Genomic DNA, 25,328 nt, shown 5'->3' with positions numbered 1-25,328 from the left:
AACACAAATTACAGCCTTAGGATTAGTTTATTGTTAATTCAATATTATGAATTACTATTTAGGCGATTCAACTGGTTTCTGTTGCTAATTTTTGGATATCTTTAACGTTTACGGTGTGGATACCTATTGTGTAGTGATTGATCGCCTGTAAAATTGCGGAAGCAACTTGTGCTACAGACAGTGGCTTATAGGATTTGAATAATCCTATCGTATTAAGGATACGAAGGGCAGTAATGGCTGTCTTTTCACCGAAGCGATCTGTGTTTGGTCGAATTAATCCTCCCGGCTGGAAAATGATAAGCCGATTGAAATTTAGTGCTTTAACATCCTGTTCAAGGGTTCCTTTCATGCGGTTATAAAAAATTTTTGATGCAGGATCCGCAAGAACTGCCGATAATAAGAGAAAGGTAGGAAAACCATTTTTTTTGGCCAATGCCGCAAATTGCAAATTAAGATCATGATCTATTTTCCATTGTGCATCTTTACCGCCTGCATCCTTTAATGTGGTGCCAAGGCAGGAAATAGCGATGTCGCCTTGGATCTCGCGCTCAAAATCCGTTAGATTTTCAAAATCTACGATAACCTGTTTCAATTTAATGTGCTCCTCAAACGACACACGTCTTAAAAGAACAACGATTTCCGTAACTTCCTTAGATTTCAACATCAATTGAATGAGCGCCCTTCCTGTAGCACCAGAACCGCCAATTAAAACTACCTTCATTATTTCCTTACTTATTTTCTTTACTAATTATCTTGAATGAATTGCTTCACGGAGAGTTATCGCCCAGATGATTGAGTATGCAATTAATCTTTATAATTAGGCTTGCCAGGAGTAAAGCGAACAATAGATTGATCCAATCGGAGGGTGTCTGCTACAGTGATTAGATCTTCTTCGACAATAAAATTTTGATCAATAGCGGTTTTTATTGTTGTAAAGTCCTCTTGATCGGCATCTTGGAAATAGAGTAGGGATTGAATTGTAGATACTGCCACCAGTTCGAGTAATTCGTCTTCACCTTCGTATCCAACGTAGAAAAAATCTGCCATAATATTGAAATTTGATGTTATACGAATATACTTTTTTATTTTTAAAATTTGTCAAATAGCGTGAGAACTTCTTGAAGAGTGATAGACACTATGTCAAAAAGTTGTTGAAATTTGACTTTCTTTTATCCAGTTGTGGGCAGCCAGTGTAAAATACATTATATTTGATATAGTCATTTTAAAGATAATTAACAATAAGTTTTAATAACGATGGATAAAGAGCAGATACAAAATTGGTTAGATAATGGGTATGATATACTTCATCATGGACGACCAGTGAAGGTTGAAGGTGATTTGTGGGATTACATCGATGGATTGGGAAGTTATGAAAATGTGTATGTTTTACGAGAATTAATCTATTGGACGGAAGAAGAGTTGGCAAATATTGGTAAATAGCGTTGAGATCCTGAAAATCCGTGTTCAGGATCCCTTCGGTTGTTTCTTGTGCTAGAAAATAATATTACGTTTGAAAGCACAGCCTAATTCGATAAGGGAGTCTGTCTTCGCAATGCCTGGAATGCTATCGATTTTTTCATAAAGTAGTTGTCGCATATGTTCGTGATTTTTAGCAATAATTTTCACATATAATGTGTAGTTGCCCGTAATATAGTAGCATTCTGTAACTTCTGGTATTTTTTTGAGCTCTTCAATAATTCTGCTCGAATCATGATCTTTTTCTAAACTTAGCCCTGTAAAAGCACCCCAATCATAGCCTAGCTTCTTTTCATTCAATACGGGCTTTATACCTGTCAGTATCCCTTGTTCCGTCAAACGGTTGATTCGTTGATGGATCATGGTATTGGATACGCCCATGGCTGTTGCTATTGCAGAGTAGGCCATCCGTCCATCTTCGTCTAAATATTTTAAAATCTGTAGATCAAAGTCATCGATATTATTCATTGTAGAAAGTGGTTTAAAAGTTAATTTTAATATTTATATGCTAATTTAGTGTTAAATTTTATTTTTCAGTCAATAAAAAAGTAAATATTGTATATTTGTTCTTATTAGAAAAAACTGAATTATGAGTACAGTAGTTAAACAAGGTAAGGGCGAGATGTTCATTGCCAAAGAAGAAAAATATGGAGCGCACAATTATCATCCTCTTCCGGTCGTCTTGGAACGAGCTGAAGGAGTTATGGTGTGGGATGTTGATGGAAAGTCTTATTTTGATTTCTTATCTGCATATTCAGCTGTCAATCAAGGACACTGCCATCCACGTATTGTACACGCTTTAAAAGAGCAAGCCGAGAAATTAACATTAACATCCAGGGCATTTTATAATAATAAACTGGGTGATTTTGAAGAAATGCTTTGTCATCTTTTTGGATTTGATAAGGCTTTGGTCATGAATTCGGGCGTTGAAGCTGTGGAAACAGCAATGAAGCTTTGTCGTAAATGGGCCTATCAGGTGAAAGGTGTAGCAGCCAATCAAGCGAAAATTGTCTTTGCCAAGGACAATTTCCATGGTAGGACAATCTCTGTGATATCGGCATCCAATGATCGTACTGCAACACACGAATTTGGGCCCTTTTTAGATGGCATAGTACTCGTTCCCTATAATGATGTTGATGCACTAGAACAGTTATTCAAAGCAGATGAAAATATCGCCGGTTTTATCGTTGAGCCAATTCAGGGCGAAGCGGGTATTGTCGTTCCTGATGAGGATTATCTGATGCGCGTGAGACAATTATGTACAAAATACAATGTATTGTTTATTGCAGACGAAATTCAAACTGGTATTGCTCGGACGGGAAGCATGTTGGCATCCTATGCTATTGATGATGCACAGAGTCAAAGCAAACCAGATGTTCTGATTTTAGGGAAAGCTTTATCGGGAGGTGTATTGCCGGTATCGGCAGTGTTGGCAAATGATTCCATTATGTTGTGTATTAAACCGGGCGAACATGGTTCGACTTATGGTGGTAATCCCTTAGCCTGTGCAGTAGCTATGGAAGCGCTAAATGTTGTGCGGGATGAAAATTTGACGCAACGGGCGCTTGAGATGGGGGCCTTGTTTTTGGATGGATTGCGTCAGATTGCTGCTAAGTGTACGTTAATTACAGAAGTGCGAGGAAAGGGGCTCTTGACTGCCATTGTAATTGATGCAGATGAAGAAAGTGATTTGGCCTGGAATATCTGTCTCAAATTTAAAGAAAATGGACTTTTAGCGAAGCCTACACATGGTAACAAAATTCGATTGGCTCCGCCGCTGGTTATTACAAAAGAGCAAGTCGAGACTTGCTTAGGGATCATTGAGCGATCGTTGACTAATTTGAAATAGTGTATGGAGAAAATGATTGAATTGATCAAAAACAGATCGGATATAGGAGCAGGGACTAGGGGGTCAGATCTGGGTATCGACGCCATCGAGATAGCTGCAATTAATAAAGGAAGTCAATATTTCATTAACTATCCATTTGTTGATGTGCCGACTCGAAATAGCTCCATTTATCAGAATGATAATCATCCTTTTGCGAAACATATTCAGCAGGTTTATGAACAATGCAAACAAGTAGCTTCCACCGTTGAAGATAGCTTATCTTCCGGCAATTTTCCATTGGTGTTTTCAGGGGATCATTCCTCCGCAATGGGGACGATAAGTGGTATAAAGTCCGCTTATCCTGATAAACAACTCGGTGTGATCTGGGTAGATGCGCATGCCGATATTCATTCTCCGCACACAACACCTTCTGGTAATATGCATGGAATGCCTTTAGCGGCGATGTTGAATGAGGATAATATCCCGTGTAAAACCAATGAAATAGACGAATCGACACAAGAATTTTGGAATAAACTAAAACGAATAGCTGGCCCAGTAGGTAAAATACTATCCAATCATTTGATTTATTTTGGTGTAAGGGATACGGAAGAACCGGAAGATCTGGTCATTGAACGACTTGGCATTAAAAACTATCGTGTGGAAGATACGAGACAGCGCGGAATAACCGATTGTGTGGCTGAAGCATTGAAAATCCTAGAAGCATGTGATATGATTTATATCTCTTTTGATGTGGATAGCATGGATAGTGAATTGATCTCGGATGGCACCGGAACACCAGTACCGAAGGGGTTTTTGCCAAGGGAGATTGTGTCGATTTTAGAAGAGATCATCCGATCGGGTAAGGTGATTTGTTTTGAAATTGTTGAAGTTAATCCACTATTGGACAATAAGGGTAACAAAATGGCAGAGGTGGCATTTGATATATTAGAACGGATCACTCCGCTCATTGAATTGAAATCCGCTAACTAACCGGCTTTCAAATTGCCTGTTTTGAAGCCCTTTTATTGCTCGATATTGGCAATGAAAGGGCTTTTTTAATTGCTCATCGTTTTTCTTGTTGGATAAAATAAGTCAGTCTTCCTGATGTTAAAACTTGCGTTGCTTTAGGTGATTTAATATTGTGTTAACATGCTTCATGTACATTTGCAATTCGATTATTTACATGAAATATGAGGATTTCTGAGAGAATTATTTTGTTTCTACTTTTTTTTATACAACTTTTTTCGTGGCATCCAGTTACTGCGCAGGTTAAATCCTTTAAAGATATCAGGGCGTTAAGTCAAAATCATCCGGATTCGGCAATTATGTTGGTCAAAAAACGCTATGCAAAAGCTGTTAGTGATAAGGACCTCGTGTTACAGGGCAATTGTTTGCAGGCAATTGGATGGTTATGTGTTAATCAGGGGCATTATGGACAGGCGCAGGACTACTATTTTCAAGCCGATCGAATCTATACGCAATTAAATTCAAAACAGCTCCTAGCAACTAATTGGAGCGATATTGGAGAGCTCAATATTTTCAACAAACAACATGATGTAGCGAAAGTTTATTTTAACAAGGCGCTACATTCTTTCCGAACAGAGGGGGATAAAAATGGAGAGGCAGGTACATTAGGGAATATAGGTCATTTATTTGAAAAGGAAGCGAACTACGACTCCGCCTTTGTCTACCAGAATCTTGCTTTGTCCATTTATAGCAGTATTGGGAATAAAAATGGAGAAGCTAAGATCCATGAAAATTTAGGCAGTATTTATGAAGACCTTGCAAAGTATGATAGTGCATTTTTTCATTTCGAAAAAGCGAGCGCCCTCTACACAGAAACAAAAGACAATTATGGAAAAATTGTGGTCATAAATAATATGGGCGATATTTTTAGGAAGACCAATAAATATCCAGAAAGTATCAAACTCACGCAATTGGCTTATCAGATGGCGGAAAATTTGGGTGATGTGTATCAAATGGCTGCTACGACAAAAGATTTGAGTAGGACCTACGCCTTGCGTGAGCAGATGGATAGCGCCTATTTTTATGCAGAAAAGAGCCGTAAGTTGGTGCTTGAACTTTATAGTGTGGATGGTGCTCGCCATACTGCTTTTTTTCAGGCACTCTACGATATGAATCAACAAGCCGAAGAGATCGAGAAATTACAAGTAACCAAAAGAATCAACTTAATCATGCTCTGGGGAACAATCGTGGTTTTAATTTTGTTAATTGTATTATCCTATGTATTGCATAGTCGCCAGAAAATTAAGATCAAAAACCAGATCTCCGATTCCCGAAAACAGGAGGCCGAACGCGAGTTGACCGAAATTGCACTTAAAAACCAGTTGCTTGAAGATAAGCAGCTCAAACAGGAACTGTCGCTCAAGCAAAAGGAATTGACATCCCATACCTTAAATTTAATCCGTAACAATCAATTTTTGGAAGAACTTCGTGATGAATTAAAAGGAATGGTTAAGGACGAACGCCGGGATCAAAAACGACAGATGCAGAAGTTGGTGTTGCAGATCAATGAAAATATCACACAGGGTATTCATTGGAAAGAGTTTATGGGAACTTTCGAAAAGGTACATCACAGCTTTTTTGAAAAACTTATTCAACGATTTCCAGATTTGACGGCCGCGGATATGCGGTTAATCGCATTGCTTAAAATAAATTTGAATAATATCGATATTGCCGTCTTATTGGGCATATCACAAGATAGCCTTCGTGTTGCCAGACATCGATTGCGAAAAAAATTAAGACTGGAACAAGGAGAGGACCTCGCGGGCTATCTTGTTGGGATTTCATAATTTTTTAACACAGGAGTAATAGAATGTTAATGGCGCTTAAATTTCGTTTAAACTGCTGTTTATTAGTCGTTTAGTAGTGCTTGTTTCCTCGCTGTATAGCCCACTTTCTACCTTGTTTCCTTGTTGTAACGCTCGATATTTTGTGTGATTAAAATTGGCTGCCATCTTTGCGACAACAATCAAAGATTCATAATAATCTAAGCAAAATGAAAAACTTTTTAACAGTATTACTTGCCTCCAGTATTTCGGTCAGCGCTGCTTATGCGACCAAAATCAAAGGTAAGGTATTGGATGGTCAGACTGGTGAAGCTATTGCTGGTGCAACAGTTTTCTTGGAACAAAGTGGGCTATCGACCAAAACACAATTGGATGGTTCGTTTGAATTCAAAGGATTATCTGCAGGTGTGGATAAGGTCCATATCAAGCATATGGCTTATGCCGAATTAATTAAAGAAATCGAGATTCAAAAAGAAAATACCCCTCATTTTATTTTTCAGCTGACATCGACCGAACAAACATTAATGGAAGTAACTATAAAAGGACGTCGAAACGGTGGGGATGACGATCCTAGCGCGCGGCGTTTAGAAAAGAATGCGTCACAAATTATGAATGTTGTTTCGGCGCGCGCAATAGAGATTTCTCCCGATATCACCGTCGCAAATGTTATACAGCGTGTTTCGGGTGTATCCATAGAAAGAAATTCGAATGGCGAGGGGCAATACGCAATTCTGAGAGGGATGGATAAACGTTACAACACGACTTTGGTGAATGGCGTAAAAGTTCCGAGTCCAGATAATAAATACCGTTATGTGCCTTTGGATTTATTTCCTTCAGATATGTTGGAACGCTTAGAAGTCTACAAGTCGCTAACACCAAATATGGAAGCCGATGCGGTGGGTGGGGTTGTCAATATGGTTATGAAATCGGCGCCGACAAAGCTATTGCTTCAAGCAAATTTGGCAACAGGTTATAGCCAACGTTATTTTAATCGGGATTTTGGAAGCTTTTCAACAAGCGGAACCTCGGCAAAATCTCCCTATGAACAGCATGGGAAGAATTACAATGCAACCGCTGCTGATTTTAATAAGGGTGCATTAGATTATACTTATAAAAAGCCCCTTCCAGACCTTGTCGGCAATTTGACAATAGGCAATCGGTATTTGGATGATAAATTGGGCGTTATTTTGGGTGCGAGTTATCAAAATTTACATCGTGGCAGTCGTTCTATTTTCTACAAATCGGCTGTCGTTGGCGTAAATCCCAATGCGGTAATTACTGAGCAGAGTGATCGTCAATATGATGAACAGCAACAACGCTTAGGTTTGCATAACAAGATCGACTATCGATTTAATCTGAATCATCGGATTAGCTTCTATCAAATGTATGTGAATTTAAATAACATGCAATTGCGTGATGCTGTGAATACGATATATAATGGCCAGTATGATCCCAGTATTGGTAAAGCCGAACTGACCTATGTGACAAGAAGTCGAAAAACACAGCAACAGATCTACAATTGTACCCTACAGGGGGATCATCATTTTTTAAATAATCGGCTGAATGTCCGTTGGTCAGGTGTGCTTTCTTCAGCGCGCAATCAATTGCCACAAAATACGATGATCAGTTTGGATGGCGTAGAAGAAAATTTTGAACGTAAAAGAACTTCTCTCGTCAATAAATCTCCTGTAACCTATCGTTGGGAGCGTAATACGGATAATGATCATGCAGGCTATTGGGATGTAGGTTATAAAGTTCCAATGGAAAACAGTAAGCTGGAGCTATCGACCGGAGGTCTGTATCGTGATAAACAGCGTAGTAGTTTTTACAATAACTACAACTTATCACCAGCTTCTGCAGAAGAGGCAAAGTATAAATACGATGTGGATTTTCAGCGCTATACCGATCTCAATCTGACTGTCACCAATCCTACTGGAGCTGTCGCAAATCCACTAACTTACGACGCTGGTGAGAAGACCACAGCATTGTACGGCATGTTCAATTATGAGAATGACAAATGGCAGATGATCGGTGGAATCCGGATGGAACATAGCAATCAGAATTATAAATTATTGTTTCCTGCAGGAGAAAAAAGACCGGAGGGGTCACAAATTTATACAGAATGGCTGCCAAGTTTGACCATGAAATATCATTTGGACGAAAAACAACAGCTTCATGCGGCCTATTATCGCGCGTTAAACCGACCTGGATTTTATGAAATTGTACCCTCAAGTGTGGTTAATGAAGAGTTTTTAGAAAAAGGAAACCCAGATTTAAAACATGCCATAGCAGATAATTTCGATTTAAGGTATGAGTTATTCCCTGAAGCTTCCTCACAATTTCTTGTCGGTATGTTTTATAAGAAAATCAAAAACCCAATTGAATATACCTTTCAACCGGATGAGGTTCGTAAGCAAGATGTATACTACACTCCAGGTAATTTTGGTAATGCCAACAACTTTGGTGTCGAGGTTGATTACATCAAGTATATCCAGAAATTTGGTGTTAAGGCCAATTATACCTATACACATTCACGTATAACGACCGCTAAGATGTCGCGTCGAATCAATGAAACCACACAGGACCCAGAAGCGATAATCGTGGATCAAACTAGACCATTATATGGGCAAGCTGCACATGTGGCCAATCTATCATTGTTTTACAAAGATGCTAATAATGGCTGGGAAGGACAGTTGGCTGGATCTTATACCGGCTCACGGATCAATACAGTATCGCAATTTTTGAACGATGATTTATGGCAAAAGGGATTTGTTCAGTTAGATGCTTCTATTGAGAAAAAATTTAAAGCAGGTTGGGCCGTTTTTGCCAAAGCCAACAACATCTTGAATACACCCATGGAATTGTATGTGAAAGGAACAAATCCCGAAAATGAGAAGATCGCTGAAAAGCTTATTGAAGGCGGAAATACATTGATTAGAAAGGATTTGTATGGACAGAACTATATCCTTGGTTTACGTTATTCGTTTAGTAAATAATAGACCCGCGTAAAACACAACATGTTTTAATCTGAACATGTACGGTGTGAAATAACAACAGTTTGTTTCGGTGAAGCTTTCCCTTTTTTGGAACGATCAAGTTTTGAACAAGTATGATTCGCTTCATCATTAAAATTAAATATATACAGATGAAAAATAAATGTATTTTATCGTTTCTAGCATTTTTTATCGTGGTGTTAAGCGCCTGTGAAAAAGCAAATATTGATGTTGATACTTCTGATGCCGATGGAAGTGCTATCGGCGAGGTCTCCGGTGTGTGGAGTAAGGGGAGTGTGCAGCATATTAAGGGGGATATTATTATTCCCGAAGGTAAGACACTAACGATTGAGGAAGGTGTAACTGTATTGATGGATTCTGTCAATAAGCCTGAAATTGTTGTTTTGGGTAATTTATATGCGTTAGGTACAGCTGAAAATCCTGTCAAGTTTACGGTTGAAGATGGGTATAAGACGAAGATGAATGAATTTGGCAAATTATGGGGAGGAATTTTAGCCGCTCCAAGCTGTCAGGAACTTGTTTTGGACAATACCATCATAGAGTATGGGGGTGCAATTACATCAGACGCGTCGACTTCTGTAAAGATGGGCTTGTATAAAAAAGTGTCTGGTGAAGCTTTACCAGCGCTATGGTTTTCTAATCCAAATGGAAAACTAGTGGTTCAAAATAGTACGGTAAGTCATTTTCACGAAGACTGCACGTATATTGAAGGAGGAAAAATCATTTTTGCTAACAACCGTTTCTTTTCCAATGGGGTGACAGGTGGAGAAGCGATGAATTTCAAATCCGGATGTCTTGCAGATGTTGCTTATAACCTAGTGTATAGTGTAAATACCAATGCATTAAAACTGTCCAATTCAGGAGACCGTACACCCCAGGCTTATATTATTGTTTACAATAATACCATGCTCAACACTGGATGGCGCAGACCGACAGCCAAAGGAGGTTCGATTTGGTTAGAAGCATCTGTCAGAGCCGAGATTTACAATAATCTTTTTGCTAATACGCGGTTTGGAGTCAAGCGCGATCCGAAAAAGCCAGAAGATAACCGTTCTGTGTCAAGTAATAACTGGTACTATGGTTACAGCCAATTGAATGTAGATCAGTTTCAGGTCGGCAAAAATGATATTGTAGGCGGTAGTAATGATATTAGAGGTAAAGTGGCAGGAGATAATAATCCTAAATTTATAGCCTATCCTTTGGAAACCTCAGTCGACAACTATCTGTTTGACTCCACCTGGGATTTTCATCTCCAAGGGAATTCACCTGCATTAAAGGCTGGTACCCTTGCTTTTAAACCTCATTTTACGAGTGGCCTGGTGATGTCAAACGGTCTAATCTATAGTTCTCCCCAGCCAGCTGCATATGTTGGGGCATTCGGTTCCAAATTCTAATTTACTTCATATAATGACAAATTTAAAAACAATACTAACACTAACTTTGGGAGCATCAACCCTGCTTCAAATGGCATGCGAAAATGCGCAAACAAATAATATAGAATCAGTTAAGCCCGTTATTGTGACTGATGCTGTACGTTATGATTCGGATGATCCCGCAATTTGGATCAATAAGAGCGATCCGAGCAAGAGTTTGATTATAGCAACGGATAAAGATGCCGATGGAGCTTTATTCGTGTACGATTTACAGGGTAAAACGGTCAAAGAAAAAGTGGTTTCCAATTTAAAACGACCAAACAATGTTGATGTAGCCTACGGTTTGGTATTGGGGGGGAAACCTGTCGATATCGCCGTCACAACAGAGCGTATGACCCATAAATTGCGTGTCTTTTCATTACCCGATATGAAACCGATCGATCAAGGGGGACTGGATATGTTTGTTAGCGAAACTGAACCGGAATTTAGGGATCTGATGGGGATTGCCCTATATACTTCCCCAAAAGGAGAGATCTATGCTATTGTTGGACGGAAAAATGGACCAAAAGAAGGCTATTTGGGTCAATATTTATTGGAGGATAATGGTTCTGGTACGGTAAAAGCTACATTAGTTCGCAAATTTGGTTCATTTAGTGGAAAAAAAGAGATCGAGGCGATAGCGGTGGACAATGAGCTTGGGTATATTTACTATTCGGACGAACAAGTTGGCGTAAAACAATACTATGCCGATCCAGCAAAGGGAAACCAACAGTTGGCATTATTTGCTACAACAGGTTTTAAAGAAGATCATGAAGGTATTTCGATTTATAAATTGACCGATAGTACCGGATATATCTTGGTGTCGGACCAGGGTGCAAATCGTTTTCAGGTCTTTAGTCGGGAAGGAACCCAAAGCAATCCTTTCGAACACAAATATCTGAAGACTGTACCGGTTATGGCAACACAAAGTGATGGTTCAGAAACGACCTCCTTTAATTTAAATGAAACCTTTAAACATGGCTTGTTTGTTACTATGAGTGACGATAAAACATTCCATTACTATCGATGGGAAGATATTGCCGGAGCGGATTTGAAAAAGAAATAGGTTATAGAATAAGTGCTAGAGCAACAGTTGTTATTTGATTACAGCTGTTGCTTTTTTTGGCTATTGGTAATATTTGTTTAAAATACCTCGCGTTATGCTTTATGCACTGAGCGGAATTTTAAACCAAAAGGTTGATCCTTGACCAATCTGGCTGTTGACACCAATTTCTCCTTGATGTTTTTGAATAATTTCTTTGCAAATAAACAGCCCAATGCCAAATCCCGACGCGTAACAATCTGCATCGTCATTTACACGATAGAATTTGTTGAATATTTGTTTCTGGTCCTTGTGATTGATGCCTTTTCCTTGGTCTTTGATCTCGACTTCAAAATAACCTGATTGTATTGCCACATGCAGGGTAATTGTTGAATTACTGGGTGAATATTTAATGGCATTGTCCATGAAGTTGATTAGCACTTGTTCGATTTTATCACGATCGGCAATAATCTCCAAATTCGAATCTATTGCTCCTGTATAATGGATGAAGTGCTTTACCGATTTTAAAGAATAGATATTTTGAATATAATCGATTAAAGAGCAAACGTTAAATGTCTTTTTGCGAAGCACTAGCTTACCCTCATTTAATTGAGTAACATTTAAAAAGCCGTCAATTAAACCGCGCATACGCGTTGCTTGCTCATTCGATTGGTAGAGATATTGCATGCGCTTTTCGGTGCTCAGTGTACCTTCTTTGGCCTGAAGTAATTGGATATAGGCAATTAGTGAGGTCAACGGTGTTTTAAGTTCGTGACTTGCGATACTAATAAAGTCTAGTTTTTTCCTTTCTTCTTCCTTGTCATTGGTGCTGTCTATTATAGCGCCGTAGATCATATGTCTTGTTGTATCCGATTCCAATTGACTTCCACCTATTGACCTTAACCATTTTATCTTACCTGTTTTTTTATCTTTTATTTCACATTGACAATCGAAAGGAGATTGTTTATGTGTTACTTCTAGAAAAACATCATGGATGATAGTTCTGTACTGAGGCAGGATTTGGTCAAAAAAGTCAGCTTCTTTGATGTTGTCTTGCTGATCGAAGCCAAATAATTCACGGCAGCGATCATTGAGTTCCATTGTTTTGGTTTCCATGTCAATAGAAAATATACCGATACCGGCGGCTTCTACGATCATTCTAAACTGTTGATCTCTTTTGGCGATAAGTTGATGAATTGCTTCAAGCTTTTCGTGTTCTTGATGCTGGGTGGTAATATCTATAGCGGTACCTGCAAACCATTCGGGTTGTTGGTCTTGGTCAAAGTATACTCTTCCTTTACAGTGCAACCACCGTAACTGAAGATCTTGTGCTCCAATGGTTCTAAACTGTACGTCATAAACACCTTTGTTTTGATAAGTCAGTGATTTTTTGACTTCTTGATCGATTCTATTCCTATCTTCTGGATGAATATATTTAAGGACTTCATTGTATGGAACATACTCACCTTTCGCAAACCCAAAGAGTTCCCGAGTCCGTTCATCCCAATTCACCAAGTAATTTTTACAATTTAAGTTCCATGTTCCCATCTCGGCCGACTGTAAAGCAAAATGATAATGTTCTTCACTCTCAATGATTTTCTTGAGTGCCCCCTTAAGTTTTTCATTGAGATCTTCAGTATGTTTAGATGACAAGGTGTAATTATTCGTTGGGCTCTTATAGTGTTTTCCTGCTATAAGATATTTTTGAGTTAATAAATCTTGTAGCAATTTTCGTTCAATGGTATTTTTTTCCTGCGTTTGTGGGTACTTGTCTTCATTTTCAGGTATCAGTCTAATTTGATTAAATATGCCATAAATTTCACCTTTTTCATTGATGAGCGGATGATATTCAAAAGTGTGCGTATAACCTAGTGAAGACTGATTTTCCGTTTTGAGTTTAATCCTTATCTTTTCAATGACTGCAGTTTTTCCGTTTATCCAGACATTTTTCAGGAGGGGGATATAGGGTGTTAAATCTTCTCGTTGAAGACAATTTTCAAGACACTGCCCAATAATACGCTGATCACAACCCCAAAGTTTTAACATGTTAGTGCTTGCATAAGAAATATGGAGTTCTGCACTATCATAAATTGCGCAGGCATCCAATGAAGAGGTGAGAACGGCTAAAATATCTTTATCTGAACATATCATAACATAGCAAAAATTAAGTATTGATTAAAGCGATATCGCTATAGCTTGATTTAATAGCATACAAATATTGTTCCTTTCTCATGAGTTTTCGCTCTATCCATAAATGACCGGAGTTGTCGTACGGGATGAAATCCACTATTTTATTTGCCAGTTGATCCTGTGGGCTGTTTCATGTGAACTCATCATGTCGACAGTAGACTGTATAGAAAGTTGTATCTTTATTTTGTTTATGCAGTCTGTTTCTTTTTTATTTCAAATAGCGAATATTATAAATTATCGTTGCAGTATAAGTTTGGAATAAAATAGAATTGAAAGTTTTTATTTAAATGCCATAGAAGATGAATACGGTTAAGATACTATTGGTTGAAGATCACATGGTCGTACGGAATGGTATTAAACTACTTTTAGAATCCCAGGGAGAATTTACGGTGATAGGCGAGGCATCTGATGGTGCAGAAGCGCTGTCTATATTGGCGAATGGTTTAGCTCCTGATATTATTTTAACTGATATAAACATGGAGCATATGGACGGGATGGAGCTTTTAAAAATCATCAGTCAAAAATATCCATTGGTCAAAGTTGTGATATTGTCTATGCTAAATCAAATTCATTATGTTGTTGAAGGTTTTGAACATGGTCTTTCAGGCTACCTGTTGAAAAATATAGGTTACAATGAATTACTTTTTGGATTAAAGCATGTCGCTGAAGGCGGACGCTATATGAGCGAAGAAATTAGTATAGCCCTGCTTGAACTAGTTTCTTCCGGTCAAGTTTATAGGGATGCGGGCTCAAATATCATCCTCGATCTGGAAATAAACGATCGCGAGCTAGAAGTATTGGAGTTAATCGCTGACGGTTATACAAATTTAGAAATTGCAGATAAAATCTTTTTGAGTAAGCGTACTGTTGAAGGATATCGGCAGAGCTTGATAGATAAAACAAGGGTAAAAAATACCGCGGAATTAGTAAAATATGCTTTTCAACATGGCTTATTAAAAAAATCATGATAACCATTTCTGTATTTGGTGAGCATGACGTAGCGGGCTATTATTGGAAGTACTACGCCTCCCATTACTTTAATTTGGTATTCTTTTCCTGAAAACGGTTGAAGATAAATACACCAGCTCCAATAAGAATAAAGGGTATACTAAGCAGCTGTCCCATATTGATGAATAAGGAGTCTTCAAAATGCTCTTGATTGATTTTCAAAAACTCATCTAAAAATCTGAACGAAAATAGCAAAACCAACAGCAAGGCGAAATAGTTTCCATTGTTACGTCGAAGATTGTTTTCCTTCCACAAACGATATAACAATACGAATAATAGGAGACAAAATAAGGCTTCATAAAACTGTGCCGGATGCCGGGGGATAGTATCGATATGGGTAAACACAAAGGCCCAAGGTAAGCTACTTGCTGTGCCAATCATTTCAGAGTTCATTAAGTTGCCCAGTCGAATGCAAACACCAGCTAAAGGGACGACCAAAGCAATCCGATCTGCAACCCAGAGAAAAGGAAGTTGCTGTTTTTTTGCAAATAAATAGATAGCGATTAGTATGCCTATACCGCCACCGTGGCTTGCCAGCCCACCTTCCCATATGGCTAATATTTTTAAGGGATTATTGAGGTAATAACCGGGATCGTAAAATAATACATGCCCTAGTCTAGCGCCAATGATAGTACCAAAAATAATATAAATGGTTAGTTGATCTAAAAACTCGGGTGGCCGACCTTCTTTCTTAAATAATGATCCTAATATCTTATAACATAATACAATACCCAATAACCAAAATAGTCCGTACCAGCGAATAGGGTGTTCAATAAGTGGAATAACAAAGATATCACTATCTATAGTCCAGTTTATGTAAGTAAAGATTAGATTATTTACCATATTACGTTTTAGCGTGATGCTTTATGATATAAGTATGTGGTATGGCTATTTCGTTACACGTTTTGATAAAAAACGAAATTCTCTTTATCGATGCAAATATTGAGTCATATATTGCGATTATTAAATAGGAAGTTTTTATTGTTGACCAATTTGTATGTTTGTGGGGAGTAAAAGAAAATTAACTCTATCTGCGATCAATAATTGCACTCGGTATTTTTACTGAGGAAGTATATTAAGATAAGTATCAGTGGGGTTAAATACTTTTGAAAGTATATATTGGTTTTTTTGATAATATTCCGATATTCGACAATAGATAACATGATATGGATAGTAGTGCCTTGCCTATTTTTTATAGCTGTTGATATCTTGTGAAAGCTTATTATAGTTAATGGAGGAGGTAATGGAAAAATATAAAACCTTCATGTAAATTTAAACAGATAGTTATATTCTGATGATACGAAATTTGACAAGATTTACTTTTTGTTTTTTATCTCTCGTGCTAATGGCACAGTTACTCTCTTGTCATCAAAGTGGCCGTCAGACGTCTAGAAATAATGCGCATACTGAAGATAAGGCACTTGATTTAACCTATCAGGACACATTATTAAAATTTCTCGCTCTACAGGATTTTAGGGATCAATCTATTATAGCAAAGAAGACAACGGAGTTTGCACAGGATAGATATTTTAATATTTCTGGCTATAATTGGATTTTTTTGGCGTATAACTACTTGTTGGATGATAAAATTGATTCAATAGAAATTGCGCTGAAAAACCTTGATGGGAAAAAATTGTCTCCGGATTTGCTTGTTCTGAAGGATTACTTTAAAATAAGAGCTAATTTTAGTTTTAATGATGTGACTAATATTGGCATCATGGAACAAATTATCGATGCGAAAGAATATGCATTAGCAAATAAAAGTAGGTTTAGTTTTCTTTTTTTTAATCTATTGGCCAATGCAAATTATCGCCGCGCTGATTATAACCAGGCACTCAAAGATAACGAGTCGTGGTATCATTATCATCCCAACAGATCCGACCCACATGTTGCACAGGCCCATCAGGAGATTAAATTTATACAGTATATTGAATTGCATGATTTTGAGAAATTAAAATTAACATTAGATAGCTGCAGATATTATGCAAATAAAACGGCTGATTCTGCTATTATTATGCGCATGTATAATTTACAGGCGCAGTATTTTTTTAGCATAGGTAATAGTCGAAAAGCAGTAGAGGCATCCCAAAAGTATTTTAATTATTTATCTTCAAGCAAGGCGCTCAATGCCTATGCGTATGCGAATTTGGCAAAAAATTTTTTGAATAATCATCAAGTGGACTCGGCCATCTATTATTTTAATGCGGGATTACAGTTTATCAAAACGCATAAAGGCAAGCAAAATAAATTGTTTTATTATCAAAATCTACAATTAGCACATGCGCTAAAAGGAGATTATGAACGGGCCTATTTTACGTTGGATTCGGCTTTTCAGGATTATAAAAATAGTAAAAAAAATATCGAAAATGAGCGAATAAACGAGATCAATACACGATATGAAACTGAAAAAAAAGATCAGGCTATTCAGCTTTTAAAAACAACAAATGCCTTCAACCATCAGATTATGGTCCAACAGCGTTGGATTTTTGTTATTTTATTTGCGCTGATCTTTAGTATTGCATTCTTCATTTATTATCGGAATAAACAAAAGCTGTTGAAAAATATTAATCAGCGTATAGTTGCCGAAAACAGACAATTAATTTTAGAGCAAAAGACACGACAAAACCAGCTTAATCCCCATTTTATTTATAATGCTATAGCTAATTTGCAAGGTCTGATCAGTAGTGAACAAAAAGCAAAAGCAAATCAATATCTCATCCTGTTGTCCCGTCAAATTCGTGATATACTCGAATTAAATAGGGAGGAGTATATTTCTTTGGATCAAGAAATTAAATCATTAAAGAATTATATACTTTTACAGCAGATGCGCTATCAAGATGTATTTGATTTTGAAATTGAGAGCGGTAATTTGGATGTCGACGATGTCATGATTCCCCCCATGTTGATTCAGCCGTTTGTTGAAAACGCTATTGAACATGCTTTCAAAAATTTAAATTATCGCGGACAGTTACAAATTCTTTTTAATCAGCAAGCAGATCAATTGCATATTGTTATCAGTGATAATGGTTGGGGAATGCGCACAGATAAAAAGGATAATGCGCACAAGACATCTCTTTCACAGGTGATTACCAAAGAGCGTCTTGAACTCTTATTTACTGATCCAAAGCAAAAAGCAAAGATTGAAATAAAACCCAATTATAAAGAGGATAAAAGTGGATATCGTGTAGAAATTTATATCCCACTTGTTTTATATTTTAATTAAATACGTGAAATTATGAAAGTTTATATTCTTGAAGACGAGCATAACATCTATCTGTATATTAAGTCTCTGTTAGATGCGATACCCTATGTTCAGATAGTAGGTTATAGTCCCTCTATTGCCCAGGCAGAACGTGAATTGCTTGAATCTAATCCAGATCTTATTTTAGCCGATATTCAATTGAAAGACGGATCCAGTTTATCCTTCCTTTCAGAACTGAAATTGGACATTAATACCATCTTTATAACAGCATTTAACCAGTATGCCATAGAAGCCCTAAATATAGGTGCCATTGCGTATTTATTAAAGCCATTAGTCCCAGAACAATTTATGGAAGCTATTGAAAAATGTTATAAAAAAAATACGGAATTTAAGTTCAATAGCATGCAATTAAGCATGGCCGAAAGTTATCTGAAATCTCCAAGTAGACCTCGTAAGATAGCGCTTCGTACATTTGAATATACCCAGATCGTGAATATTGATGATATTCTTTATTGTCATGGAGATAAAGGGTATACTACATTTTATATCAAAGACAATAAACCGATGATGGTTTCAAAAGTCCTTAAACATTTTGAAACGATGCTTCCTGAATCTGAATTTATTCGTTGTCATCAATCTTATTTAATCAATGCCAATTATATTAAAAAATATTTCAAGGATGGCCAAATAGAAATGTCTGATGGTAAAATGATTCCTGTTGCGACCAGAAAAAAAGATGTCATCCAACAGTTCTTGAATGATATATAAGAATTGAAATAGTAAAGATTCCGTTTTAGCACTGTGTTTATTTGCTAAAAAATATAGCTTTCGTCTTTAATACTAAAATATTTAGTATTACATTTGTGTGTACTATTAAATAGGAGGGGCTATGATGTTAGATGATAAACAAGCTTTGATTAGCAAACTTAAAAAAGACTTACTGTCGTGGCAGGGAGTAGTTCAAAGTTTGAATGATGAATGCGCTATAGATTTGGGGCCTTTGGAAAAAGCTTTTCCAAATGGAATCTTTCCCAAGGGTGTTATACATGAATTTGTTAGCTTCAGCCGCATGGATAGTGCTGCTTCCTGTGGATTTATTGGTGCTTTGCTTGGAAAACTGATGCAAAATGATGGGATTTGTATTTGGATAGGCTCTATTCAAACGGTATTTCCTGCTGCTATCAAATCATTTGGAGTTGATCCGGCCTCAATTGTTTTTGTCTCCATGAAACGGGAAAGAGATGTTTTATGGGCAATGGAAGAAGCGTTGAAATGCCATGGCATAACAGCCGTATTGGCTGAAATACATCAGCTGGATTTTATTCAGTCAAGGCGCCTTCAACTTGCCGTAGAAAAAAGCCGGGTGACAGGATTTATACTTCAACATAACCCCAAGACCTTGTTGGCGACGAGTTGTGCTGCACGTTGGAAGGTTACTTCTTTACCTAGTCAATCGGATGATGGATTACCTGGTATTGGTTACCCCTGTTGGGAAGTAGAGCTGCTTAAGGTAAGAAATGGTAATCCAGCCAAAGGACAAATTATCTGGTCTCCACAAGGATTTAGAACATTCCTCAAAAAAGATGTGCAGATCACAGATTGGACCTATAATTATCAAAATTTAGGCTAGCCATGAAAAAAAGATTTGCGTCCCTTTGGTTTCGTTACTTAAAAACAGATTGGCTTACTGTCTGTAAGCCACATTTGCAGGATGTTCCTGTTGTTTTGTCTGTCGCTGTGCAAGGAAAATTAATCGTTAGTGCGTGTAACGCATTTGCAGAGCAAGCGGGGATACACGCAGGTATGGCTATAGCAGATGCACGGGCATTTATTCCATCACTTAAAATCATCAAAGAGCAAGCTGGATTGGCTGAAAAATTACTCCATTCCATAGCAGATTGGTGCATAAGGTATACACCATGGGTTTCATTGGATGAGCCCGATGGAATTATGCTCGATATAAGTGGTTGTGCACATCTTTGGGGTGGAGAGGCAACTTACTTAACAAGTATTGTTTCTCAATTTAAACAACATGGTTATACTGTGCGCATGGGCATTGCTGATACCATTGGGGCCGCATGGGCTATCACACATTTTGGTTCTGAAAATACGATTATAAATGAACAGGCGCAGTCAGAGGCACTTTTTCCCTTGCACCCTGCAGCACTACGATTGGAAGAGGTTCAATTGAAAAGGTTGCAATCGCTTGGACTACAGTCAATAGGAAGTTTTGCAAAAATGCCGCGTTCAGTCTTGCGTAGAAGATTTGGTGACAGCCTATTACTTCGACTGGATCAGGCCATGGGGCTGGAAGATGAATTTGTTCTTCCTATAAAAGCTAATTTACCATATGAAGAGCGATTACCTTGTCTCGAACCCATCTGTACAGCACATGGTATTGAACTGGCGCTGGAAGAGTTATTAAACAAGTTGTGTAAACGTTTGTCGGGAGAGGGGAAAGGATTACGTGCAGCTGAATTGAATTGCCACCGCGTGGATGGGAAATTAGAGACAATCAGCATTGAGACTAATCGTGCTACTGCCCAGGTCAAACATATCCTTCAATTATTTGCCATAAAGATTCCACAGATTGAACCGGCATTGGGGATTGAATTATTTACTTTGGAGGTTTCTAAAGTTGAAATCGCAGATCCTATTCAGGAAAATCTTTGGAACAATAGAATTGACCTCAAAAACCCGACAGTTACCGAACTGTTAGATCGCTTGAAAAGTAGGGACGCCAATTGTGAGATTTCACGCTATGTTCCGTCTGCACATTACTGGCCCGAGCGATCCATGAAAATAGCGACTACACTAGATGAGGTTGCAACTGTTGACTGGCAAATGGCAAGACCACGTCCGACACGATTATTGAAGGTTCCGGAACGTATTATTGTTACAGCTCCCATACCCGATTATCCCCCCATCTTGTTCCGTTATAAGGGAGACACCTATACGATCAGAAAAGCAGATGGCCCCGAACGTATTGAGCGCGAATGGTGGATTGATCCAGGCGAACATCGGGATTACTATGCGGTAGAAGATCTGCAAGGCCGGCGTTTTTGGCTGTATCGTTCGGGGCATTATGACGGGCATACGGATCAATGGTTTATACACGGTTTTTTTGCTTAAGCATGGGCTATTGTGAATTACAGATAACAAGTAATTTTAGTTTTCTCGAAGGTGCTTCACACCCTGAGGAACTGATCGAAAGGGCTGCTCAATTGAGGTATCATGCTGTTGCAGTAACCGACCGTAATAGCCTTGCTGGGATCGTTCGTGCGCATATCGAGGCTAAAAAAGTAGGTATACGACTTATTCCTGCCTGTCGTTTAGATTTACAGGATGGCCCAAGTTTATTGGCCTACCCAACAGATAAAGAGGCTTATGGTCGACTCTCAACATTGTTAACCGTTGGAAATTTAAGGACCGAAAAAGGAAAATGCGAGTTATATAAAAACGATGTATTTCAATACGCTGAAGGGATTATATTCATTATTTGTCCACCTGAAAAATTGGTCGTGGGGTTTGAGCTTGAACATTCATTTATTGAGTTTGTTCAGGAATGTCAACAGCATCTCCAGGGCTATCTTAATCTAGGAATAAAAAAACTCTATCGTGGGGATGATGCTAAATTATTGTTTCGGATAAATCAGCTGGGCGAACAATTGGATCTCCCGAGGGTGGTACTTGGTGATGTATATTATCATGTCCCTGAAAGGCGTGAATTGCAGGATATTTTAACCTGCATTCGTGAAAAATGTACGATACATACGGCTGGATTTCATTTACATCCTAATGCGGAGCGTTATCTCAAATCAATACCTGAAGTTGAACGCTTGTTTAGGCTGTATCCTGAGGCCGTAGCACAGAGTGTAAAAATAGCCAATGCTTGTCGTTTTGCCCTAGATGATTTGAAGTACATCTATCCAGATGAATTATCATCCCATGGTCGAACGACGCAGGAGGAATTAACTTATTTAACCTGGGAAGGGGCAAAAAAACGATTTGACGGAGCTATTCCAGCAACAGTTCGTGAAACGATTCAAATGGAACTTGATTTTATCGAACGCAAAAATTATGCTTCTTATTTTTTAACTGTATACGATTATGTCCGGTTTGCAAAGGAAAAAGGAATTTTATGCCAGGGACGTGGATCGGCAGCAAATTCTACGGTCTGTTACTGTTTGGGCATTACTTCTGTTGACCCATCAAAATACAGGCTTTTATTTGCACGATTTATGTCCGATGCACGCGATGAACCGCCGGACATAGACGTCGACTTTGAACATGAGCGTCGAGAAGAAGTGATCCAGTATATTTATGAGAAATATGGTCGAAATCGTGCTGCTATCGTAGCAACTGTCACACAGGTACGCTCCAAAGGCGCAATACGTGATGTTGGCAAGGCGATGGGGCTTTCCATGGATGCTGTAGGGCGTTTAGCAGGGGTAGTGAGTAGCCATTGGGACGATGATATCAATTTGGAACGTTTGGTTGAACAGGGCTTTAATCCCGAAGATCAACATTTGCGAAAAATTCTCGAATTGACGCACCAATATATTGGCTTTCCACGTCAATTGGGGCAGCATACGGGCGGCTTTGTTATTACGCAAGGTAATTTGCATGAGCTTTGTCCCTTAATAAATGCCCGCATGGATAATCGGACAAATCTCGAATGGAATAAAGATGATCTTGAGGCACTGGGTTTTCTAAAGGTTGATGTACTTGCTTTGGGGATGTTGACCTGTATACGCAAAGCTTTTGACCTCGCTAAAAAGCATTATGGAAAAGAGCTTACCCTGGCTGATATTGGGGCAAAAGACGATCCAAAGGTTTACGATATGATCTGTCATGCGGATACCTTAGGTGTATTCCAGATCGAAAGCCGGGCCCAGATGTCGATGTTGCCGCGATTAAAACCGCGCGAATTTTATGATCTGGTTATTGAGGTGGCTATCGTACGGCCTGGACCAATACAAGGCGATATGGTGCATCCTTATTTGCGTCGGCGAAATAAAGAGGAAGCTGTCGATTATCCAAGCACAGAGATCCAAACCATTCTTGAAAAAACCTTGGGCGTCCCCCTTTTTCAGGAGCAGGCCATGGAAATTGCCATTGTTGCTGCGGGATTTACACCTGCAGAGGCCGACGAATTGCGCCGAAGCATGGCTACATTCAAAGCCAAAGGGCAGGTGTCGACTTTTCACAAAAAGATGGTCGATGGTATGGTAAAGAAAAACTATACGGAAGAATTTGCAAATCGAGTTTTTAAGCAATTGGAAGGTTTTGGCAGTTACGGTTTTCCAGAGAGTCACGCAGCGTCTTTTGCATTACTGGTGTATGTGTCCTCATGGCTTAAGTATTACTATCCGGATATTTTTGCGGCATCCTTACTCAATAGTCAGCCCATGGGTTTTTATCAGCCCGCTCAAATTGTTATTGATGCACAGAAACACGGGGTAAAAGTACGTCCTATTGATATCAATCATTCCTTGTGGGACAATACCTTAGAAGGAGAAATTGGAAAACCACATGACCTTCGATTAGGCTTACGTCAGATCAAAGGATTTTCAATGGAAGAGGCTGCTGTGCTGACACAAGGTCGGCAGTCTGCTTATGCATCCATTACTGGTATGATGGATGTTGGACTATCTCTTACTGCGTTGGAGAAGTTAGCTGATGCAGATGCCTTTACATCATTAGGTATTGACCGTCGGCAAGCACTTTGGGAAATTACAGCATTGGCGGATCGTCCGATTGCATTATTTGAAGGTCAACCCTCTGAAAGTATAGTAGAAGGACAGATCGAACTGCCATTGCTCACGAAAAGCCAACATGTAGTGGCCGACTATGCAAGAACCTCGCTATCCATTAAAGCACATCCCGTGAGTTTCTTGCGCGGTAAGCTTGATCTACTCCATGTCGTGCCCACAGCAAAATTAGGTCTGATCAAAAATAATATACTCGTGAAAATATGCGGATTGATTACGGTTAGACAACGACCAGGAACCTCTAAAGGTGTTTTATTTATCACCATTGAAGATGATACCGGTTTTGCAAATATTGTCGTTTGGAGTACTGTATTTGAAAAATATCGAAAAGAAATTCTTCGCGCAAAACTCCTGATGGTCGCGGGTAAAATTCAAGTTGAAGGAGAGGTTATTCATGTAATAGCAGAACGATGCTTTGATATGTCAGGTTTGTTAAAAGATCTGACAACCGATGGCGACAATGCTGCAGGTATTTTTCATAAGGGAAGAAATTTTCATTGATCTTTCATTTATTAATCTGATTTTTGATCTAAAATGATTCAGTGCTAATCGATAGCGAAGCAATCCATAGAAATTAAACGGTATGACTAAAAATATTCTCGTAAATACAATCGAAATTGATAAAGCAACTATTCGTGAATTAATTAAACAGGGCGATGTCAATGCCGCAATTGATCTGGTTGCCACAGCGGCAAATGTAAAGTATAAAGCTGCCCGGGATATAGTGCAAATGTTTCAAGAAGATCATATTGATCTTTTTGATGGTAAAGACTTATTTTTAGGCGATTATGACCGGATTGAACATCGTGACGATGCTGACAGAGCAGATCACAAAAGATCTACATTTTTGGAAGTGGAAACAAATGAGCATAGCCGGACCAGTATTTGGAAGGCACTTTTTATTTTTTCTGTCCTTGCACTATTTGCTTTTGTTATCTTAAATTACGTTGTTGGTTTTAATCAAATAGGACATCATATTTCAGAACTTACGCAGTTATTCGATAAAAATGAAAGCTCAGCTGCTGCAGATGCTGACACATCCAAACAAAATATCGCCTTAAGTGTTGGAGCCACCCAGGTGGACGATGTTGAAGACCTCCATCCCGTTGATACAAATCTCTTACCAATGGATGTGAGGCAGGCCGAAATAGCACGAATATATCAGGCTCAGTTCGACCGATTGAACCCCGCAAAACATTCGCCAACGGATGAAGATGCACAGCTTGCTTTAATTCACCTTACCAAAGGACGGTTGACGGACCTTATTATTCAACAAAAATTAAGTGTAAAAATAGGGAAGTGTTATAAAAACCTGGCCATGAAAGATAAGGGAACTTGCGTGAGTTGCATGATACTACTTTATAATAGAGCGCAGAAAAAATGGCAAGAAGCACCCGATGGGGAAAATTTCCTGCGTAATGCTTATGACTTTTACTTGTCCCCTGATTCAGATTTGTGGGAAGCTGGTCCCTTGAGTATGCGCATACCCTATGATTATGCTTTAGTACACAAATATAAGGCAGCAAATTAGCGGCCTTAACCCTTATATAAAATAGGATAAATCAGCTAAAC

At 38.5% G+C, this 25,328-nt stretch carries 19 protein-coding genes; 14 read left to right on the top strand and 5 right to left on the bottom strand.

What is annotated here, in order from left to right:
* Positions 1 to 67: 67 nt before the first annotated feature.
* Both AAH582_RS13190 and AAH582_RS13185 read right to left on the bottom strand, forming a co-directional pair.
* On the bottom strand, positions 68 to 721 hold the full coding sequence (locus AAH582_RS13190; protein WP_083295848.1) for an NAD(P)H-binding protein: 654 nt from the start codon (positions 719 to 721) through the stop codon (positions 68 to 70).
* 83 nt (positions 722 to 804) lie between these two features.
* Entirely contained in the window at positions 805 to 1,047 is a 243-nt protein-coding gene (locus AAH582_RS13185; RefSeq protein WP_046673541.1) for a hypothetical protein, read from the bottom strand.
* A gap of 207 nt (positions 1,048 to 1,254) precedes the next feature.
* On the opposite strand from AAH582_RS13185, the gene AAH582_RS13180 reads away from it, so the two are divergent.
* On the top strand, positions 1,255 to 1,440 hold the full coding sequence (locus AAH582_RS13180) for a hypothetical protein (protein ID WP_046673540.1): 186 nt from the start codon (positions 1,255 to 1,257) through the stop codon (positions 1,438 to 1,440).
* 51 nt (positions 1,441 to 1,491) lie between these two features.
* Here AAH582_RS13180 and AAH582_RS13175 read toward each other — a convergent pair whose 3' ends face one another.
* Positions 1,492 to 1,944: an Lrp/AsnC family transcriptional regulator gene (locus tag AAH582_RS13175; RefSeq protein WP_046673539.1), complete on the bottom strand. Its 453-nt coding sequence runs from the start codon at positions 1,942 to 1,944 to the stop codon at positions 1,492 to 1,494.
* Between the two features lie 121 nt (positions 1,945 to 2,065).
* Here AAH582_RS13175 and rocD point away from each other — a divergent pair, with 121 nt between their 5' ends.
* The 6 genes from rocD to AAH582_RS13145 all read left to right on the top strand — a co-directional run bounded on the left by rocD (position 2,066) and on the right by AAH582_RS13145 (position 11,606).
* Complete coding sequence (rocD, locus tag AAH582_RS13170; RefSeq protein ID WP_343317925.1) at positions 2,066 to 3,325, top strand: ornithine--oxo-acid transaminase; 1,260 nt, start codon at positions 2,066 to 2,068, stop codon at positions 3,323 to 3,325.
* A gap of 3 nt (positions 3,326 to 3,328) precedes the next feature.
* A complete protein-coding gene (locus AAH582_RS13165; protein ID WP_343317923.1) occupies positions 3,329 to 4,294 on the top strand; it encodes an arginase in 966 nt (321 codons plus the stop codon).
* Between the two features lie 335 nt (positions 4,295 to 4,629).
* The gene (locus AAH582_RS13160; protein ID WP_343317921.1) at positions 4,630 to 6,117 is read left to right on the top strand and encodes a tetratricopeptide repeat protein; all 1,488 of its coding nucleotides are present in this window, start codon (positions 4,630 to 4,632) and stop codon (positions 6,115 to 6,117) included.
* 206 nt (positions 6,118 to 6,323) lie between these two features.
* On the top strand, positions 6,324 to 9,110 hold the full coding sequence (locus AAH582_RS13155; RefSeq protein WP_343317919.1) for a TonB-dependent receptor: 2,787 nt from the start codon (positions 6,324 to 6,326) through the stop codon (positions 9,108 to 9,110).
* Positions 9,111 to 9,259: 149 nt separating this feature from the next.
* Positions 9,260 to 10,522, top strand: coding sequence for a right-handed parallel beta-helix repeat-containing protein (locus tag AAH582_RS13150; RefSeq protein WP_343317917.1), 1,263 nt, complete (start codon positions 9,260 to 9,262; stop codon positions 10,520 to 10,522).
* A 13-nt stretch (positions 10,523 to 10,535) separates the two neighbouring features.
* Positions 10,536 to 11,606 (top strand): phytase, encoded by a 1,071-nt coding sequence (locus tag AAH582_RS13145; protein WP_084823135.1) that lies wholly within the window; start codon positions 10,536 to 10,538, stop codon positions 11,604 to 11,606.
* A gap of 99 nt (positions 11,607 to 11,705) precedes the next feature.
* Here AAH582_RS13145 and AAH582_RS13140 read toward each other — a convergent pair whose 3' ends face one another.
* Entirely contained in the window at positions 11,706 to 13,733 is a 2,028-nt protein-coding gene (locus AAH582_RS13140; RefSeq protein WP_343317913.1) for a sensor histidine kinase, read from the bottom strand.
* Positions 13,734 to 14,071: 338 nt separating this feature from the next.
* Between AAH582_RS13140 and AAH582_RS13135 the strand changes: the two genes are divergently transcribed.
* Entirely contained in the window at positions 14,072 to 14,740 is a 669-nt protein-coding gene (locus AAH582_RS13135; RefSeq protein ID WP_343317911.1) for a response regulator transcription factor, read from the top strand.
* Positions 14,741 to 14,804: 64 nt separating this feature from the next.
* Here AAH582_RS13135 and lgt read toward each other — a convergent pair whose 3' ends face one another.
* Positions 14,805 to 15,623, bottom strand: a complete 819-nt coding sequence (gene lgt / locus AAH582_RS13130; RefSeq protein WP_343317909.1) for a prolipoprotein diacylglyceryl transferase — start codon at positions 15,621 to 15,623, stop codon at positions 14,805 to 14,807.
* A gap of 502 nt (positions 15,624 to 16,125) precedes the next feature.
* On the opposite strand from lgt, the gene AAH582_RS13125 reads away from it, so the two are divergent.
* From AAH582_RS13125 to AAH582_RS13100, 6 genes are all read left to right on the top strand, one after another.
* Positions 16,126 to 18,003 carry a sensor histidine kinase gene (locus AAH582_RS13125; protein WP_343317907.1) on the top strand — a complete coding sequence of 626 codons (1,878 nt, stop codon included), beginning with the start codon at positions 16,126 to 16,128 and terminating at the stop codon, positions 18,001 to 18,003.
* A gap of 12 nt (positions 18,004 to 18,015) precedes the next feature.
* Positions 18,016 to 18,750 carry a LytR/AlgR family response regulator transcription factor gene (locus AAH582_RS13120; protein ID WP_046673530.1) on the top strand — a complete coding sequence of 245 codons (735 nt, stop codon included), beginning with the start codon at positions 18,016 to 18,018 and terminating at the stop codon, positions 18,748 to 18,750.
* Between the two features lie 121 nt (positions 18,751 to 18,871).
* Entirely contained in the window at positions 18,872 to 19,612 is a 741-nt protein-coding gene (locus AAH582_RS13115; protein WP_046673529.1) for an ImuA family protein, read from the top strand.
* Positions 19,613 to 19,614: 2 nt separating this feature from the next.
* The gene (locus tag AAH582_RS13110) at positions 19,615 to 21,114 is read left to right on the top strand and encodes a Y-family DNA polymerase (protein ID WP_343317906.1); all 1,500 of its coding nucleotides are present in this window, start codon (positions 19,615 to 19,617) and stop codon (positions 21,112 to 21,114) included.
* 2 nt (positions 21,115 to 21,116) lie between these two features.
* Entirely contained in the window at positions 21,117 to 24,257 is a 3,141-nt protein-coding gene (locus AAH582_RS13105) for an error-prone DNA polymerase (RefSeq protein WP_343317903.1), read from the top strand.
* A gap of 82 nt (positions 24,258 to 24,339) precedes the next feature.
* Positions 24,340 to 25,287, top strand: coding sequence for a hypothetical protein (locus AAH582_RS13100; protein ID WP_343317902.1), 948 nt, complete (start codon positions 24,340 to 24,342; stop codon positions 25,285 to 25,287).
* The last annotated feature ends 41 nt before the right edge of the window (positions 25,288 to 25,328 follow it).

The organism is Sphingobacterium multivorum (assembly GCF_039511225.1).
Taxonomy (GTDB): domain Bacteria; phylum Bacteroidota; class Bacteroidia; order Sphingobacteriales; family Sphingobacteriaceae; genus Sphingobacterium.
The sequence above is the reverse complement of the archived record's forward strand: the minus strand, read 5'-3'. Positions and strand labels throughout refer to the sequence as shown.

What these genes read in the sequence shown, in the direction of transcription:
- AAH582_RS13190 (WP_083295848.1), bottom strand. Translation starts at nt 721, where the DNA reads ATGAAGGTAGTTTTAATTGGCGGTTCTGGTGCTACAGGAAGGGCGCTC.
- AAH582_RS13185 (WP_046673541.1), bottom strand. Translation starts at nt 1,047, where the DNA reads ATGGCAGATTTTTTCTACGTTGGATACGAAGGTGAAGACGAATTACTC.
- AAH582_RS13180 (WP_046673540.1), top strand. Translation starts at nt 1,255, where the DNA reads ATGGATAAAGAGCAGATACAAAATTGGTTAGATAATGGGTATGATATA.
- AAH582_RS13175 (WP_046673539.1), bottom strand. Translation starts at nt 1,944, where the DNA reads ATGAATAATATCGATGACTTTGATCTACAGATTTTAAAATATTTAGAC.
- rocD (WP_343317925.1), top strand. Translation starts at nt 2,066, where the DNA reads ATGAGTACAGTAGTTAAACAAGGTAAGGGCGAGATGTTCATTGCCAAA.
- AAH582_RS13165 (WP_343317923.1), top strand. Translation starts at nt 3,329, where the DNA reads ATGGAGAAAATGATTGAATTGATCAAAAACAGATCGGATATAGGAGCA.
- AAH582_RS13160 (WP_343317921.1), top strand. Translation starts at nt 4,630, where the DNA reads ATGTTGGTCAAAAAACGCTATGCAAAAGCTGTTAGTGATAAGGACCTC.
- AAH582_RS13155 (WP_343317919.1), top strand. Translation starts at nt 6,324, where the DNA reads ATGAAAAACTTTTTAACAGTATTACTTGCCTCCAGTATTTCGGTCAGC.
- AAH582_RS13150 (WP_343317917.1), top strand. Translation starts at nt 9,260, where the DNA reads ATGAAAAATAAATGTATTTTATCGTTTCTAGCATTTTTTATCGTGGTG.
- AAH582_RS13145 (WP_084823135.1), top strand. Translation starts at nt 10,536, where the DNA reads ATGACAAATTTAAAAACAATACTAACACTAACTTTGGGAGCATCAACC.
- AAH582_RS13140 (WP_343317913.1), bottom strand. Translation starts at nt 13,733, where the DNA reads ATGATATGTTCAGATAAAGATATTTTAGCCGTTCTCACCTCTTCATTG.
- AAH582_RS13135 (WP_343317911.1), top strand. Translation starts at nt 14,072, where the DNA reads ATGAATACGGTTAAGATACTATTGGTTGAAGATCACATGGTCGTACGG.
- lgt (WP_343317909.1), bottom strand. Translation starts at nt 15,623, where the DNA reads ATGGTAAATAATCTAATCTTTACTTACATAAACTGGACTATAGATAGT.
- AAH582_RS13125 (WP_343317907.1), top strand. Translation starts at nt 16,126, where the DNA reads ATGGCACAGTTACTCTCTTGTCATCAAAGTGGCCGTCAGACGTCTAGA.
- AAH582_RS13120 (WP_046673530.1), top strand. Translation starts at nt 18,016, where the DNA reads ATGAAAGTTTATATTCTTGAAGACGAGCATAACATCTATCTGTATATT.
- AAH582_RS13115 (WP_046673529.1), top strand. Translation starts at nt 18,872, where the DNA reads ATGATGTTAGATGATAAACAAGCTTTGATTAGCAAACTTAAAAAAGAC.
- AAH582_RS13110 (WP_343317906.1), top strand. Translation starts at nt 19,615, where the DNA reads ATGAAAAAAAGATTTGCGTCCCTTTGGTTTCGTTACTTAAAAACAGAT.
- AAH582_RS13105 (WP_343317903.1), top strand. Translation starts at nt 21,117, where the DNA reads ATGGGCTATTGTGAATTACAGATAACAAGTAATTTTAGTTTTCTCGAA.
- AAH582_RS13100 (WP_343317902.1), top strand. Translation starts at nt 24,340, where the DNA reads ATGACTAAAAATATTCTCGTAAATACAATCGAAATTGATAAAGCAACT.